Origin of the sequence: Streptomonospora arabica, from assembly GCF_039531585.1 — a bacterium.
GTDB lineage: Bacteria > Actinomycetota > Actinomycetes > Streptosporangiales > Streptosporangiaceae > Streptomonospora > Streptomonospora halophila.
In genome coordinates this window covers 15668-31979 of the sequence record NZ_BAAAQI010000013.1, presented here as the reverse complement: position 1 = coordinate 31979, position 16312 = coordinate 15668, and the positions used below count along the sequence as shown (strand labels likewise).

Here is a 16312-nt window from a genome sequence, read left to right as displayed (position 1 = left end):
GGCACAGCGCGGCGGAACCGCTCGGCCGTCGTGGGCCACGGGTCACAAGGCCCCGGAGCGTAGCGGGCGGAGACTGCGGGTAATGATCCCCGGCGGGCAGTCACATCAGGGCGTGGGGAGGCGGTCGTGGGCGGCGACCAACCAGGGGAGCTCGGCGGCTCGGACGCGCCGTGCGCGGTGTCCGGGCTCTCGGCCGAGGACCTTCCCGACGGCCTCGTCGTCGCCGACGGCGAGGGCCGCGTGGTCACGTTCAACCGCATGGCCCAGCGCCTCTCCCGCATCGCGCGCCAGGACGCCCTCGGCCGCGACTTCCGCGACGTCCTCCCCCTGCACGACGCCGACGGCCGCGACTGGTGGAAGTGCAGCGACCCCTTCGGCGGCCTGCGCACCCGCACCCGCCAACCCGAGCGCCCGCTGTTCCTGGTCGACGGGCGCGAGATCCTGGTGGCCGCGCGCTACGTGCGCGGCACCCCCGGCGGCGACCTCACGCGGCTGGTCGTCACGCTGCGCGACGCCTCGCACCGCGCCCGCGGCGAACGCAGCCGCGCCGACCTGGTCTCCACTGTCGCCCACGAGCTGCGCTCGCCGCTGACCAGCGTGAAGGGTTTCACCGCCACACTTCTGGGCAAGTGGGACCGGCTCACCGACAAGCAGAAGATGTTCATGCTGGAGACGGTCAACGCCGACGCCGACCGCGTCACCCGGCTGATCACCGAGCTGCTGAGCGTCTCGCGCATCGAGTCCGGGCGGGTGGAGATCCGCAAGCAGGTCGTCGACCTCCCCGAGCTCGCTCGCACGCTGATCGCCGGCCGGGTGACCGCCGGCGAGCCGGCCGACCGCTACCGCCTGGAGGTCCGCGCGCCGCTTCCCGAGCTCTGGCTCGACGCCGACAAGATCGGCCAGATCTTGGCCAACCTGCTGGAAAACGGGGTACGGCACGGCGCTGGTACTGTCACCATTGTGATCGAGCCGTACGAGGATGGAGCCGTTGTGTCGGTGCGCGACGAAGGCAAGGGGATCGCACCCGACGCCGTTCCGCGTGTCTTCCGGCGGTTCTGGCGCACGCGGCGCCGCGGCGGCACCGGTCTGGGGCTGTTCATAGTCAAGGGCCTCATCGAGGCCCACGGCGGCGAGATCACGGTCGGCCGCGCGCCCAGCGGCGGTGCCGAGTTCCGATTTACCGTGCCCGCCGGCACCCCCGAGTTCGCTTAGGCGCACCCGGAGCGGCCGCGGCGGGCGGTCTTCCACCCAGGTCCCTGTCGGCTTGAGCCCATGCGAAGCGCTGGGCCGTGACGGCCGCCCCGCCCACGCGGGCGCGGGCGGCGAGGCGAACATCCATGTCTGCACCCAATAACCAGTACGATCCGGTTGAAGTGACCCCCCTGCATCCCGACGAGGTCGCCCGGATGCGCGACGAGGCGCTGGAAGCCGTCGCGGCGGCCGCCACGCTTGAGGAGCTCAAGCAGGCGCGCCTGGCCCACGTCGGCGACCGCTCCCCGCTGGCCCTGGCCAACCGCGAGATCGGCGCGCTGCCGCCTTCGGGCCGCGCCGAGGCCGGCAAGCGGGTCGGCGGCGCCCGGCGCGACGTCGGCGAGGCGCTGAAGAAGCGCCAGGCGGAGCTGGAGGAGGAGCGCGACGCCCGCGTCCTCGTCGAGGAGGCGGTCGACGTCACCCTGCCGACCGGCCGGCTGCCGCAGGGCGGGCGCCACCCGGTGGCCACCGTCGCCGAGCGCATGGCCGACATCTTCGTCGGCATGGGCTTCGAGATGGTCGAGGGCCCCGAGGTCGAGGCGGAGTGGTTCAACTTCGACGCGCTCAACTTCCTGCCCGACCACCCGGCCCGCACGATGCAGGACACCTTCTTCGTGGAGTCGCCCGCCGGCGGCGAGTCCGGCCTGGTGCTGCGCACCCACACCTCGCCGGTGCAGGTGCGCGCGCTGCTGGAGCGGGAGCCTCCGGTCTATGTGGTCGCCCCCGGCAAGACGTTCCGCACCGACGAGCTGGACGCCACCCACACACCCGTCTTCCACCAGCTGGAGGGCCTGGTCGTGGACGAGGGCATCACGATGGGCCACCTGCGCGGGGCCATCGACGCCTTCGTGGAGAACATGTTCGGCAGCGGCCTGGGCACCCGCTTTCGGCCCTCCTACTTCCCCTTCACCGAGCCCTCCGCCGAGGTCGACATGGAGTGCTTCGTGTGCCGGGGGGCGTCGGTGGGCGACCCCGCCAACCCCTGCCGCACCTGCTCCTCCGAGGGCTGGATCGAAGTCGGCGGCTGCGGCGTGGTCAACCCGCGCGTGCTGACGGCGGCGGGTGTGGACACCGACCGCTACAGCGGCTGGGCCTTCGGCCTGGGCGTGGAGCGGACCCTGATGTTCGCCCGCGGAGTGGAGGACATGCGAGACATGGTCGAGGGCGACGTCCGGTTCACCTCGGCGTTCGGGATGGAGATCTGATGCGCGTCCCCGTTTCCTGGCTCAGGGACTACACCGACCTGCCCGAGGGCGTCACCGCCCGGGACCTCGCGGCCGCGCTCGTGGGCCTGGGGCTGGAGGTCGAGACCGTCGACAGCGTCGGCGCCGACATCAGCGGGCCCATCGCGGTCGGACGCGTGCTGTCGATCGAGGAGCTCACCGGGTTCAAGAAGCCCATCCGGCACTGCCGGGTCGACGTCGGCGGGGCCAACGGCACCGGCGAGCCGCAGAACATCGTCTGCGGCGCGCGCAACTTCGGCGAGGGCGACCTGGTCGTGGTCGCCCTGCCCGGCGCCGAGCTGCCCGGCGGGTTCGCCATCAGCTCGCGCAAGACCTACGGCCGGGTCTCCGAGGGCATGATCTGCTCGGCCGCGGAGCTGGAGCTGTGGGAGGACCACACCGGCATCGTCGTGCTGCCCGCCGGCAGCGCCGAACCCGGCGAGGACGCCTACGGCCTGCTGGGCCTGCGCGAGGACGTGCTCGACATCGCGGTCACGCCCGACCGCGGCTACGCCCTGTCGATGCGCGGCGTGGCCCGCGAGGCCGCCACCGCCTACGGCACGGCCTTTCGCGACCCGGCCGACGCCGCGCCGGCCGGGACCCCCGGCGGCGGGTACCCGGCCGCCGTGGCCGACCCGGCGATCTGCTCGCGCTACGTGCTGCACGGGGTCACCGGCTTCGACCCCGAGGCGCCCACACCGGCGTGGATGAAGCGCCGCCTGGCGCTGGCGGGCGTGCGGTCGATCTCGCTGGCCGTGGACATCACCAACTACGTGATGCTGGAGCTGGGCCAGCCGCTGCACGCCTGGGACCGCTCCGCGCTGAGCGGCCCCGTCGAGGTCCGCCTCGCCCGCTCGGGCGAGAAGCTGGAGACCCTCGACCACGTGACGCGCGCGCTGGACCCCGACGACATCCTCATCACCGACGACTCCGGGCCGATCAACCTGGCCGGCGTTATGGGCGGGGCGGCCACCGAGATCGGCCTGTCCTCCACCGACGTGCTGGTTGAGGCCGCGCACTTCGCCGAGACCCACATCGCCCGCGCCTCGCGCCGCCACCAGCTCTCCTCGGAGTCCTCGCGGCGCTTCGAGCGCGGCGTCGACTCCGCGCTGCAGCCCGCGGCCGCCGCCCGCGCGGTCCGGCTGCTGGCCGAACTGGGCGGAGGGGAGATCGACCGGGGCTACACCCACATCGCCGACGAGTCCGCCGCAGGTCCGCGGCCCATCGCGGTCGCGGCCGACCTCCCCGACCGCGTCGCCGGGGTGTCCTACGGGACCGGGCGCGTGCGGGCGGCGCTGGAGCGGGTCGGCTGCACCGTCGAGGAGGACGCGGGCGGCCTGCGCGTCACCCCGCCGACCTGGCGTCCCGATCTGACCGACCCCAACGACCTCGCCGAAGAGGTCGTCCGCATCGAGGGATACGACAACATCCCGTCCATCCCGCCGCGTGCTCCGGCGGGGCGGGGACTGACCGCGGGCCAGCGGCTGCGCCGCTCCGTGTGCCGGCGGCTGGCCGCCACGGGCTTCACCGAGGTACTCACCTACCCGTTCATGGGCGAGCGCGACCTCGAAGGCCTGCAGGTCGGCGCCGACGATCCGCGCCGCCACGCGCTGCGGCTGTCCAACCCGCTCAGCGAGGACGAGCCGCTGCTGCGCACGACGCTGCTGCCGGGGCTGCTGAAGACCCTGGTGCGCAACGTGGGCCGCGGTTTCAACGACGTCGCCCTCTTCGAGACCGCGCTGGTCTACATCCCGCGGCCCGGCGCGCCCGACAGCGCGCCCATGCTGCGTGTCGACCGCGGCCCCACGCCCGAGGAGCGGGAGTCGCTGGCCGGCGCCCTGCCCGACCAGCCGCGCCGCGTGGGCGCGGTCCTGGCGGGCGACCGCGAGCCCGGTGGCTGGCAGGGCCCGGGCAGCCCGGCGACCTGGGCCGATGCGATCGAGACGGCACGCGAGGTGGCCCGCTCGGCCAACGCGGAGCTGGTCGTGCGGGCGGCGCAGTTCGCGCCCTGGCACCCCGGCCGCTGTGCGGCGCTGTACGTGCGCATCGGCGGCGAGGAGCGCCTCGTCGGCCATGCCGGCGAGCTGCACCCCCGTACCGTGGCGGCCTACGGGCTGCCGGAGCGCACCGCCGCCGCCGAGATCGACCTCGACGCCGTCGAGGAGGCCGGGGGACCGGCGACCGCCCCGCACGTCTCGGGCTATCCGGTGGCGCTGCAGGACGTCGCACTCGTGGTGGAGGAGGGCGTCCCGGCGGCCGACGTCGAGGGCGCGCTGCGCGCGGGCGCCGGCGACCTGCTGGAGGACGTGCGGCTGTTCGACGTCTACACCGGCGAGCAGGTGGGCGAGGGCCGCCGCTCGCTGGCCTACTCGCTGCGCTTCCGCGCCCCCGACCGCACGCTCGCGGCCGAGGAGATCGCCGGTGCGCGCGACGCGGCGGTGGCCGCGGCCGCCGAGCGCACCGGAGCGGTGCTGCGCGGCTGAACGGCCGCGGCCCGGCGCCGCTGGCTCTGCGTGTCGGCCCCGCCCCCTGTCAAACATCGGAGGGGCGGGGCCGAAGACGTTTTCTCAGAAGAATTTTCCCCCCGTCGTCGCAGGTCAAAGGGTATTCAATGCCGTGAGGTCAAAGGTAGGATGAATGCTGCCGGTTAATGCGGGGATTATTCTTTGTTTCGTCTCTTGAACCGGGCCGCTCCCAGAACTTAACCTGCAGTCACCTGCCGCGATCCGGGGTCCCGGGCACTCGCGGAACAGCTGTTTCAATCGGCGTTGCGTGTCTGCACGCACAGCTCGGCTCGGAGGTCGCTCTATGACCGAAACAGTGGTTTCGTATGCGCGCACACCGATGGAGCGGCTGGAGCCCAGCCGCTTCTGGCACACCTTCAGCGATATGAACAAGGTCTCCCAGGGGCCCAAGTTCGTCGTCGAGCGGGCTGAAGGGGCCTGGCTCTGGGACGACAACGGCGACCGGTTCCTCGACGGCACCGCGAGCCTGTGGTACAGCAACGTCGGTCACGGTCGCCGCGAGATCGCCGACGCCGTCCACCGGCAGCTCACCACCCTCGACGCGTTCACCGTCTACGGCGACTTCGCCAACCGGCCCGCGCTGGAGCTGAGTGAGCGCCTGGCCTCCCACGCCCCCGTGATCGACCCGCGGGTGATTTTGACCTGCGGCGGCGGCGAGTCCATCGAGACCGCCGCCAAGCTGGCCCGCCGCTACTGGGCCACCCAGGACCGCTCGGCCAAGCGGCACCTGATCAGCCGGACCGGCGGCTACCACGGCCTGCACGGCATCGGCACCGGGATCATCGGCATGGACCGCTTCCGCACCGGCTTCGGTCCCATGGTCGAGGACGCCTCGGTGGTGCCCCACGACTCCGTGCGCGCGCTGGAGGAGGAGATCCTGCGGGTGGGCCCGGAGAACGTCGCCGCGTTCTTCGCCGAGCCCGTCATCGGCGCGGGCGGGGTCTACGCCGTCGACGCCGCGTACTTCACCGGGGTCTCCGAGGTCTGCCGCCGCCACGGCGTGCTCTTCATCGTCGACAGCGTCATCTGCGCCTTCGCGCGCATGGGCGACTGGTTCGGGATCGAGCGCTACGGTGTGCGCCCCGACATGATCGTCTTCGCCAAGGGCGTCACCAGCGGGTACCAGCCCCTGGGCGGCGTGATCACCAGCGGCGAGGTCGCCGAGCCGTTCTGGAACCGCTCGGGCAACCCGTTCCACCACGGCACCACCTACGCCGGCCACCCGGCCTGCAGCGCGGCCGCCTCGGCCAACCTGGACATCCTGGAGCGCGAGGACCTGTTCACCGTCGCCATGGAGCTCGAGACCCAGCTCGACGGCGCGGTGCGCACGCTGGCCGACCACCCGCTGGTGGCCGAGGTGCGCTCGGGCACCGGGGTCATGGCCGCGGTGCAGCTCACCGAGGAGGCGCTGGGCGAGCGCGGAATCACCACGGCCGCGGTCTTCGCCGAGGCGCGGGCCCGCGGCGTGATCCTGCGGGCCATCCCGCACTCGCTGCTGATCTCGCCGCCGCTAATCACCACCTGGGAGCAGATCGACCACCTCGTCTCCACGCTCCGCTCCGCACTGGACGCCGTGGCAGAGCGGCACCAGTGACCCACCCGGCCGGGCAGGGCGCCGCATCCGCCGCGGCGCCCCCGCCGCTGTGCGGTCCCGGCGCCGCGCAGGGGCTCGGTGCATTCATCTGACGAGCAAGATACTTCTCTTGGATAATGTTGGTACCGCAGGGTCGCTAGGAGGTCGATGAAAGCGGGGGCCGGACACGTGAGCGGGGACGCGGACTCTCCCACCGGCGGCGCCATGAGCGACGACGAGGTCATCACGGCGTGGGGGCTGCTGGTCGAGGCGCAGAGCGAGACCTCGCCGCTGCTGCTCCGCGGCGTCGACCCCAGCGGCGGCGACATGTCCGGCCCCTGGTTCGAGGTCCTGATCCGGCTGCAGCGCTCACCGGGCAACCGGCTGCCGATGAGTGCGCTGGCCCGCGAGGTCAGCCTCAGCAGCGGCGGGTTCACCAAGCTGGCCGACCGCCTGGAGCGCCAGGGCTACCTGGCGCGCACCTCGTGCCCCGATGACCGGCGCGTCGTCTACGCCGAGCTCACCCCCGCCGGCCGCGAGTTCGCCGACAAGGCACGCGCCCAGCACGTCGTGCTGCTGCGCGAGCACGTCCTCGGCCCCCTCGGCGAGGACGGCCTGCGCCGCCTCGGCGAGCTCGCCCGCATCCTGCGCGACAGCTCCCGCAAGGGCTGAGCACGACCCGCAGCGAGGGGAGGGCGGCCGCCGCGGGGCCGATCCCAGGTCCGGGGCCCGAGCGCGCGTCCGGGCCCCGGTAGTCTGGTCGGCCCTTACCGCAGCACGACCCGACCAGCCGGGGGCCGCACAATGACACCGTTCGCCACCGCCGCCGAGATGCGCGCCGTGCCCCGTTCATCGGGCTTCCGCAACGGCGGGGTCTCCTACTGGTTCCGCGACGTCGGCATGCCCGAGCGCCGCACCGCCCTGCCCGGCGGCGCCGACTACGACGTGTGCATCGTGGGCGCCGGGTACACGGGGCTGTGGACCGCCTACTACCTCAAGAAGGCCCGCCCGGACCTGCGCGTGGCCGTGCTGGAGCGCGAGTTCGCCGGCTTCGGCGCCTCGGGCCGCAACGGCGGCTGGCTCTCGGCCGAGTTCGCCGGGTCCAAGCGGCGCTACGCCGCCACCCACGGCAAGGGCGCGGTGGTCGCCCTCCAGCGCGCCATGATGGCCTCGGTCGACGAGGTGATCTCGGTGGCCGAGCAGGAGGGCGTCGACGCCGACATCGTCAAGGGCGGCATGCGCCTGGTGGCGACCAACCCGGCGCAGAAGGCGCGCCTGCAGGAGGAGGTCGCCGACCTGCACGAGTGGGGCTACTGGCCCGAGGACCTCCACCTGCTCGACCCAAGGGGCGAACCGCGGCTGCAGGTCGACGGCGCGGTGGCGGCGGCCTACAGCCCGCACGCCGCGCGCGTGCATCCGGCCAAGCTGGTGACCGGCCTGGCCGCGGCCGCCGAGGCGCTGGGCGCGGACATCTTCGAGGACACCGCGGTCTCCGAGATCCGCCCGCGCACCGGCGGAGAGCGGCCGTGCGCCGTCACCCCCGCCGGGACCGTGCGCGCCGACCACGTCATCCGCGCCACCGAGGGTTTCACCTCCGGCCTGAACGGGCAGCGCCGCCAGTGGCTGCCCATGAACAGCTCGATGATCGCGACCGAGCCGCTCTCCGATGTGATGTGGCGCCACATCGGCTGGGAGCGCCCGGAGGTCCTGGGCGACACGGCCCACGCCTACTGCTACGCCCAGCGCACCGCCGACGGCCGCATCGCCATCGGCGGCCGCGGGGTCCCCTACCGGTTCGGCTCGGCCCGCGACTCCAACGGCGCCACCCCGCCCCAGACCATCGCCGAGCTGTGGCGCGTGCTGGCGCGGCTGTTCCCCGTCGCGGCGGAGGTGCCCATCGTCCACGCCTGGTCGGGCGTGCTGGGTGTGCCCCGCGACTGGTGCCCCACCGTCGACCTCGACCCCGAGACCGGCCTGGGCTGGGCCGGCGGGTACGTCGGCAGCGGCGTGACCACGAGCAACCTGGCCGGGCGCACGCTGCGCGACCTGGTGCTGGGGGAGCGCACCGACCTCACACAGCTTCCCTGGGTCGGCCGGCGCGTGCGCGGCTGGGAGCCCGAGCCGGTGCGCTGGGCCGGCACCCGCCTGGTCTACGGCCTCTACCGCGGCGCCGACCGCCGCGAGTCCGACCGGGTTTCGCGCACCTCCCGCCTGGCCGGAATCGCCGGCCGGCTCGCGGGCCGGGACTAGCCCGGCCGGAACGGCGGAATGCGGCGCCGACCGCCCGGCGCGGCGGCCCCGGCCGCCTGCCCCCGAGTAGCCGCCGCTTGCATAATTTTGCACGGTGCTGCATTATGGTTCAAGAAATGCGGAGGGTGCACCACGGGGGGCGAGCATGGGATACACGGCGGCCGTCGCCGGAGCCAGCGGCTACGCCGGCGGGGAGCTGCTGCGCCTGCTGCTGGCCCACCCCCGGATGGAGATCGGGACGCTCACGGCCGGGGGCAGCGCCGGCAGCCGGCTCGGTGAGCACCAGCCGCACCTGGTACCGCTGGCCGACCGGGTGCTGGCCGAGACGACGGCCGACACCCTCTCCGGCCACGACGTCGTCTACCTGGCGCTGCCGCACGGCCAGTCCGCCGCGATCGCCGAGCAGCTGGGCCCCGAGGTCCTCGTGGTCGACTGCGGCGCCGACTTCCGCCTGACCGACGCGCAGGACTGGGAGCGCTACTACGGCACCCCGCACGCCGGCACCTGGCCCTACGGGCTGCCCGAGCTGCCCGGCGCGCGCGAGGCGCTGGCCGGCACCCGCCGCATCGCCGTTCCCGGCTGCCACGTCACCACCGCCACCCTGGCCCTCTTCCCGGCGCTGGCCGCGGACCTGGTCGAGCCCGAGGCGGTCGTCGTCTCGGTCACCGGGACCTCCGGGGCCGGCAAGGCGCCCAAGCCGCACCTGGTCGGCAGCGAGGTCATGGGATCGGCCAGCCCGTACGGCGTCGGCGGCACGCACCGCCACACACCCGAGATCGTGCAGAACCTGACGCAGGCGGCCGGCTCCCCGGTGCGCGTCTCCTTCACGCCGGTGCTCGCGCCCATGGCGCGCGGCATCCTGGCCACCTGCACGGCACCGCTGCGCCCCGGCGCCACCGCCGAGGGGATCGCCGCCGCCTACCGCGAGCGCTACGCCGACGAGCCCTTCGTGCACCTGCTGCCCGAGGGCAGCTGGCCCGCGACCGCCATGACGCTGGGCGCCAACACCGCGCTCGTCCAGGTCGCCGTCGACCCCGGCGCCGAGCGCATGGTCGCCGTCGCCGCTCTGGACAACCTCACCAAGGGCACCGCCGGCGGCGCCCTGCAAAGCGCCAACATCGCCCTGGGGCTGCCCGAGACCGGCGGACTCCCGGTCACCGGCGTCGCGCCCTAGGACACCGCCTTCGAATCGTGAAAGGCCCACTGTGAGCGTCACCGCACCCAACGGGTTCCGCGCCGCCGGCGTCAGCGCCGGGCTCAAGCCGGACGGCGCACGCGACGTCGCCGTCGTCGTCAACGACGGGCCCTCACGCGCCGCCGCGGCGGTCTTCACGCGCAACCGCGTCAAGGCCGCCCCCGTCCTGTGGTCGCAGCAGGTCGCCGCGGGCGGGCGGGTGCGCGCGGTCGTGCTCAACGCCGGCGGAGCCAACGCCTGCACCGGCCCTGCCGGGTTCCAGGACGCCCATGCGACCGCCGAGCACGTCGCGGCCGCCATGGAGGACTCCGCGGGCGAGATCCTCGTCTGCTCCACCGGCCTCATCGGCGAGCGGCTGCCCATGCCCGCGCTGCTCGACGGCGCCGGGCGGGCCGTCGAGTCGGCCGCGCGCGACGGCGGGCCCGACGCCGCCGACGCCATCCGCACCACCGACACCGTCGCCAAGATCTCGTTCAAGCGCGGCAGCGGCTACACCATCGGCGGCATGGCCAAGGGCGCCGGCATGCTCGCGCCCGAGCTGGCGACCATGCTCTGCGTTGTCACCACCGACGCCGACCTCACCGCCGCCCAGTGCGACAGCCTGCTGCGCGCCGCCACCCGCCGCACCTTCGACCGGGTCGACAGCGACGGCTGCGCCTCCACCAACGACACCGTCGTGCTCATGGCCAGCGGGGCCTCGGGCACCGCACCCGACGAGGCCGAGTTCGGCGCGCTGCTCACCGAGGTCTGCGACGACCTGGCCCGCCAGCTCGTCGCCGACGCCGAGGGCTCCACCAAGTCCATCGCGGTCGAGGTCGTGGGGGCGGCGAGCGAGGACGACGCCGTCGAGGCCGCCCGCGCCGTGGCCCGCAGCACCCTGTTCAAATGCGCCGTCTACGGCGAGGACCCCAACTGGGGCCGGGCGCTGGCCGCCGTGGGCACCACCCGGGCGGTCTTCGAACCCGACGAGGTCAACCTCGCCGTCAACGGGGTCTGGGTGTGCCGCCGCGGCGCCGTCGGCGACGACCGCAGCAAGGTCGACCTCAGCGGGCGCGACGTCACCGTCACCGTCGACCTGGCGGCCGGCAGCGAGGCCGCAACGGTGTGGACCAACGACCTGACCACCGCCTACGTCCACGAGAACTCCGCCTACAGCTCCTGACAGCACCCGTCCGACCGCCGGGCGGCCGCTCCAGGCGAACACGTTGGAAAGGGAGGGAAGAACGGTGCATCCGGGCCCCGCCGACAGGGCGGCGGCCGCACCGCGAATCCGATGAACTCTCGCAAACAGGCCCTGGACAAGGCCAACACGCTGATCGAAGCCCTTCCCTGGCTGAGCCGGTTCCACGGCAAGACCGTCGTGGTCAAGTACGGCGGCAACGCCATGACCGACCCCGCGCTGCGCGAGCGCTTCGCCGAGAACATCGTGTTCCTGCGCTACGCCGGGCTGCGCCCCGTGGTGGTGCACGGCGGCGGCCCGCAGATCAGCGCGCACCTGGACCGCCTCGGCGTCACCAGCACCTTCGCCGCCGGCCTGCGCGTCACCACGCCCGAGACCATGGACGTCGTCCGCATGGTGCTGGTCGGCCAGGTCAACCGCGACATCGTCGGGCTCGTCAACGCGCACGGGCCCTTCGCGGTCGGCATCTCCGGCGAGGACGCCCACCTGTTCACCGCCGAGCGCAAGGCCGCCTGGATCGACGGCGCCCCGGTCGACCTCGGCCAGGTCGGCGAGGTCGTCGACGTCCAGCCGGGCGTCGTGCGCACGCTGCTCGACGACGGGCGGATCCCGATCGTCTCCAGCGTCGCCCGCGCCGACGAGGGCGTCTTCAACGTCAACGCCGACACCGCCGCCGCGGCGCTCGCCGTGGAGCTCGACGCCGCCAAGCTCGTCGTCCTCACCGACGTCGAGGGCCTCTACGCCGACTACCCGACCTGTGAGGAGCTGATCAGCAGGCTCACCGCCGGCGAGCTGGAGGCCATGCTGCCCGAGCTGGCCTCGGGCATGGTGCCCAAGATGGAGGCGTGCCTGAAGGCCGTGCGCGGCGGCGTGCCCCAGGCCCACGTCCTCGACGGACGCACCCCCGACTCCATGCTGCTGGAGATCTTCACCAACGAGGGCATCGGCACCATGGTCGTCGCCGAGGCCGCGGAGCCCACCGAACCTGTGGACATCTTCGAGGGCAGTGACGAATGAGCGCCACGACCGACCTCCAGGCCCGCTTCGACGCGGTGCTGATGCCCAACTACGGCACCCCGCCCGTGGCGATCGCCCGCGGCGAGGGCTGCCGCGTCTACGACGCCGACGGCAAGGCCTACCTCGACCTCATCGCCGGCATCGCCGTCTCCGCGCTCGGCCACGGCCACCCGGCGCTGGTGGCGGCGGTGGCCGACCAGGCCGCCGCCGTCGCCCACACCAGCAACCTGTTCCTGCACGAGCGCGAGGTCGAGCTCGCCGAGCGCCTCGTCGGCCTCCTCGGCAGCGAGGGCGACGGCGACGTGCGCGTGTTCTTCGCCAACTCCGGCACCGAGGCGAACGAGGCGGCGCTCAAGCTCGTCAAGCGCGCCGCGGACGAGGGCCGCCCCCGGATCGTGGCCGCGGACAACGGCTTCCACGGCCGGACCCTCGGCGCGCTTTCGCTCACCGGCAAGGCCGCCATCCGCGACCCCTTCGGCCCCTACGGCACCGACGTGGTCTTCGTGCCCTACGGCGACGCCGACGCCCTGCGCAAGGCCGTCGACGCGACCTGCGCCGCCGTCTTCGTTGAACCGGTCCAGGGCGAGGCCGGCGTGGTGCCCGCGCCCGAGGGCTACCTCGCCGAGGTCCGCCGCGCCTGCGACGAGGCGGGCGCCGCCTTCGTCCTCGATGAGATCCAGAGCGGCATCGGCCGCACCGGCCGCTGGTTCGCCCACCAGGCCCACGGCGTCACACCCGACGTGCTCACCCTCGCCAAGGGGCTCGGCGGCGGGCTGCCCATCGGCGCGTGCGTGGGCTTCGGGCGCTACGCCACCGCCTTCGCCAAGGGCGACCACGGCTCCACCTTCGGCGGCAACCCCGTCGCCTGCGCCGCCGCCCTGGCGGTGCTCGACACGGTCGAGAACGAGAACCTGCTGGCCTCCGCCGCCGAGCTCGGCACCCTGCTGGAGCGCGAGGCCGCGGCGATCGACCACCCGCTGCTCGCGGGCGTGCGGGGCAGCGGGCTGTGGCGCGCGCTCGTGCTGAGCGCGCCCGCCTCCGCCGCCGTCCAGGCCTCCGCCGCCGCACACGGCTTCCTCGTCAACGCCCTCGCACCCGACGCGGTGCGGATCGCGCCCCCGCTGACGATCTCGCGCGACGAGGTCCTGGAGTTCACCGCTGCCCTGCCCGCCATCCTCGAGGAGGCACGTTGACCACCCCGTCCCCCCGGCAGGTACGGCACTTCCTGCGCGACGACGACCTCACCTCCGCCGAGCAGGCCGCCGTCCTCGACCTGGCCGACGCCATGAAGAGGGACCCCTACGCCTACCGGCCGCTGGAGGGCCCGCGCACCGTCGCCCTGCTGTTCGACAAGCCCTCCACCCGAACGCGGGTGTCCTTCGCGGTCGGCGTGTCCGAGCTGGGCGGCCACCCGCTGGTGATCGACGCCCAGGGCAGCCAGCTCGGCCGCGGCGAGCCGGTCGAGGACACCGCCCGCGTCCTGGAGCGCCAGGTCGCGGCGGTCGTGTGGCGCACCTTCGCCCAGGCGCGGCTGGAGACCATGGCCGCCGCCGGCGGCGTGCCCGTCGTCAACGCCCTCACCGACACCTACCACCCCTGCCAGGTCCTCGCCGACCTGCAGACCGTGCGCGAGCGCAAGGGCAGCCTCGCCGGGACCACGCTGACCTACTTCGGCGACGGCGCCAACAACATGGCCCACTCCTACCTGCTGGGATGCGCGCTCGCGGGCATGCACGTGCGCATCGCCGCACCCGACGGCTACCGGCCCGAGGCCGGCGTGCTCTCCCGCGCCGAGGACATCGCCCGCGGGACCGGCGCCTCGATCACCGTCACCGGCGACGCCGCCGCGGCCGCCGACGGAGCCGACGTGCTGGCCACCGACGTGTGGACGTCGATGGGCCAGGAGGACCAGGCCGATCAGCGCGCCGCCCCCTTCCGCGACTACGCCGTCGACGAGCGGGCCCTCGCCGCCGCCGCGCCCGGCGCGATCGTGCTGCACTGCCTGCCCGCCCACCGCGGCGAGGAGATCGCGGCCTCGGTCATCGACGGTCCCAACAGCGCCGTGTGGGATCAGGCCGAGAACCGCCGCCACGCCCAGAAGGCGCTCCTGCACTTCCTGCTCGCCGGGGGCACCGCGCCTGCAGCGGGCAGAGAGGGCGACCGACGATGACCGTCGACGGCGCCGGCTCCGCACCCATGACCAAGACCGCCCGCCACGCCCGCATCAGCGAGGTCCTCACCCGCCACGACGTCCGCTCCCAGGCGGACCTGGCGAGGCTGCTGGCCGAGAGCGGCGTGCAGGTCACCCAGGCCACGCTCTCGCGCGACCTGGACGAGCTCGGAGCGGTCAAGCTGCGCACCGTCGACGGGGAACTCATCTACGTCCTGCCCGGGGAAGGCGGCGAGCGGCTGCAGCGGGCCCGGCCCGACGCACTCGACCTGGAGCACGCCTCCAACGCCCGCCTGACCCGCCTGGCCGAGGACCTCCTGGTCTCGGCCGAGGCCTCGGCCAACATGGTCGTCGTCCGCACACCGCCGGGCGCCGCCCAGTACCTGGCCTCGGCCATCGACCACACCGACTTCCACGCCATCCTCGGCACCATCGCCGGAGACGACACCATCCTGGTGATCTCCCGCGACCCCGAAGGCGGCGGGGAACTGGCATCAGCGCTGCTGCGGCTGGCCGACCGGCGCCCCTGAGGGCACCGGCCGACCGGGGGCGGCCGCGGCCGCGACGCAACCGGGACCGTACAAGCAACAAGCAGGGAGAAGGACATGACCGAGCGGGTCGTACTCGCGTACTCGGGGGGCCTGGACACCTCCGTCGCCATCGGCTGGATCGCCGAAGAGACCGGTGCCGAGGTGGTCGCCGTGGCCATCGACTGCGGCCAGGGCGGCGAGGACCTGGACGTGGTCCGCCAGCGGGCCCTCGACTGCGGTGCGGTCGAAGCCGTCGTCGCCGACGCCAAGGACGAGTTCGCCGGGGAGTACTGCGTCCCCGCCCTGCAGGCCAACGCGCTCTACATGGACCGCTATCCGCTGGTCTCGGCGCTGTCGCGGCCGCTGATCGTCAAGCACCTGGCCGAGGCCGCGCGCTACCACAACGCCACCATGGTCTCCCACGGCTGCACGGGCAAGGGCAACGACCAGGTGCGCTTCGAGGCCGGTCTCGCGGCGCTGTTCCCCGAGCTGAAGGTGGTCGCGCCCGTGCGCGACTCCGGCATGACCCGGGACAAGGCCATCGCCTTCGCGGAGGAGAAGGGCCTGCCCATCGACGTCTCCAAGAAGTCGCCCTACTCCATCGACCAGAACCTCTTCGGCCGCGCTGTGGAGACCGGCTTCCTGGAGGACATCTGGAACGGTCCCATCGAGGACGTCTACGCCTACACCGACAACCCCGCCGAGCAGCGCGAGCCCGACGAGCTGGTCATCACCTTCACCGCCGGTGTGCCCACCGCCATCGACGGCAAGGAGCTCTCCCCGCTGCAGGTCGTCGAGGAGATGAACCGGCGCGCCGGCGCCCAGGGCGTGGGCCGCATCGACATGGTCGAGGACCGCCTCGTGGGCATCAAGAGCCGCGAGGTCTACGAGGCGCCGGGCGCCGTCGCGCTCATCGCCGCCCACCAGGAGCTGGAGAGCGTCACCGTCGAGCGCGAGCTGGCCCGGTTCAAGCGCGGCGTCGACCAGCGCTGGGGCGAGCTGGTCTACGACGGCCTGTGGTTCTCGCCGCTCAAGGAGGCCCTCGACGGGTTCATCGCCCAGGCCAACCGGCAGGTCACCGGCGACATCCGGATGGTCCTGCACGGCGGCCGGGCCGTAGTCACCGGGCGGCGCAGCGACTCCTCGCTCTACGACTACGACCTCGCCACCTACGACACGGGCGACACCTACGACCAGTCGATGGCGCGCGGCTTCATCGACGTCTGGAGCATGCCCGCCAAGATCGCCAACCTGCGGGACCGCCGCCAGGGCTGAGGCCCGCGGGAGTCCGCGCCGCGGGCCGCTTTCGGACCCCCGACCTCCTCCGCACCCCGGGCCCGCCCCGGTGCGGGCGCGCGCCCGCACCGGGGCGGGCCCGGCGACCGAACGACAGAACGC

At 73.6% G+C, this 16312-nt stretch carries 13 protein-coding genes; all 13 read left to right on the top strand.

What is annotated here, in order from left to right; all coding sequences use genetic code 11:
* Window positions 1-126 precede the first annotated feature (126 nt).
* The 13 genes from ABD284_RS18810 to ABD284_RS18750 all read left to right on the top strand — a co-directional run bounded on the left by ABD284_RS18810 (window position 127) and on the right by ABD284_RS18750 (window position 16189).
* On the top strand, window positions 127-1212 hold the full coding sequence (locus ABD284_RS18810) for a sensor histidine kinase (RefSeq protein ID WP_344145241.1): 1086 nt from the start codon (window positions 127-129) through the stop codon (window positions 1210-1212).
* Between the two features lie 125 nt (window positions 1213-1337).
* Window positions 1338-2456, top strand: coding sequence for a phenylalanine--tRNA ligase subunit alpha (gene pheS / locus ABD284_RS18805; protein ID WP_344145239.1), 1119 nt, complete (start codon window positions 1338-1340; stop codon window positions 2454-2456).
* A complete protein-coding gene (gene pheT / locus ABD284_RS18800; protein WP_344145237.1) occupies window positions 2456-4957 on the top strand; it encodes a phenylalanine--tRNA ligase subunit beta in 2502 nt (833 codons plus the stop codon). The genes pheS and pheT overlap by 1 nt, the downstream gene beginning before the upstream one ends.
* Window positions 4958-5363: 406 nt before the next feature.
* Window positions 5364-6593: an aminotransferase family protein gene (locus tag ABD284_RS18795; protein ID WP_344145442.1), complete on the top strand. Its 1230-nt coding sequence runs from the start codon at window positions 5364-5366 to the stop codon at window positions 6591-6593.
* Window positions 6594-6797: 204 nt separating this feature from the next.
* Complete coding sequence (locus ABD284_RS18790) at window positions 6798-7244, top strand: MarR family winged helix-turn-helix transcriptional regulator (RefSeq protein ID WP_344145235.1); 447 nt, start codon at window positions 6798-6800, stop codon at window positions 7242-7244.
* Between the two features lie 132 nt (window positions 7245-7376).
* Window positions 7377-8822, top strand: coding sequence for an NAD(P)/FAD-dependent oxidoreductase (locus tag ABD284_RS18785; protein WP_344145232.1), 1446 nt, complete (start codon window positions 7377-7379; stop codon window positions 8820-8822).
* A 145-nt stretch (window positions 8823-8967) separates the two neighbouring features.
* Window positions 8968-9996, top strand: coding sequence for an N-acetyl-gamma-glutamyl-phosphate reductase (argC, locus tag ABD284_RS18780; protein WP_344145230.1), 1029 nt, complete (start codon window positions 8968-8970; stop codon window positions 9994-9996).
* 31 nt (window positions 9997-10027) lie between these two features.
* A complete protein-coding gene (gene argJ, locus ABD284_RS18775; RefSeq protein WP_344145228.1) occupies window positions 10028-11179 on the top strand; it encodes a bifunctional glutamate N-acetyltransferase/amino-acid acetyltransferase ArgJ in 1152 nt (383 codons plus the stop codon).
* A gap of 111 nt (window positions 11180-11290) precedes the next feature.
* Window positions 11291-12214: an acetylglutamate kinase gene (gene argB, locus ABD284_RS18770; protein WP_344145226.1), complete on the top strand. Its 924-nt coding sequence runs from the start codon at window positions 11291-11293 to the stop codon at window positions 12212-12214.
* On the top strand, window positions 12211-13407 hold the full coding sequence (locus ABD284_RS18765) for an acetylornithine transaminase (protein WP_344145224.1): 1197 nt from the start codon (window positions 12211-12213) through the stop codon (window positions 13405-13407). Before argB ends, ABD284_RS18765 begins: the two co-directional genes overlap by 4 nt.
* Window positions 13404-14384, top strand: a complete 981-nt coding sequence (argF, locus tag ABD284_RS18760; RefSeq protein ID WP_344145222.1) for an ornithine carbamoyltransferase — start codon at window positions 13404-13406, stop codon at window positions 14382-14384. The genes ABD284_RS18765 and argF overlap by 4 nt, the downstream gene beginning before the upstream one ends.
* A complete protein-coding gene (locus ABD284_RS18755; protein ID WP_344145220.1) occupies window positions 14381-14914 on the top strand; it encodes an arginine repressor in 534 nt (177 codons plus the stop codon). The genes argF and ABD284_RS18755 overlap by 4 nt, the downstream gene beginning before the upstream one ends.
* A 75-nt stretch (window positions 14915-14989) precedes the next feature.
* Entirely contained in the window at window positions 14990-16189 is a 1200-nt protein-coding gene (locus ABD284_RS18750) for an argininosuccinate synthase (protein ID WP_344145218.1), read from the top strand.
* Window positions 16190-16312 lie beyond the last annotated feature (123 nt).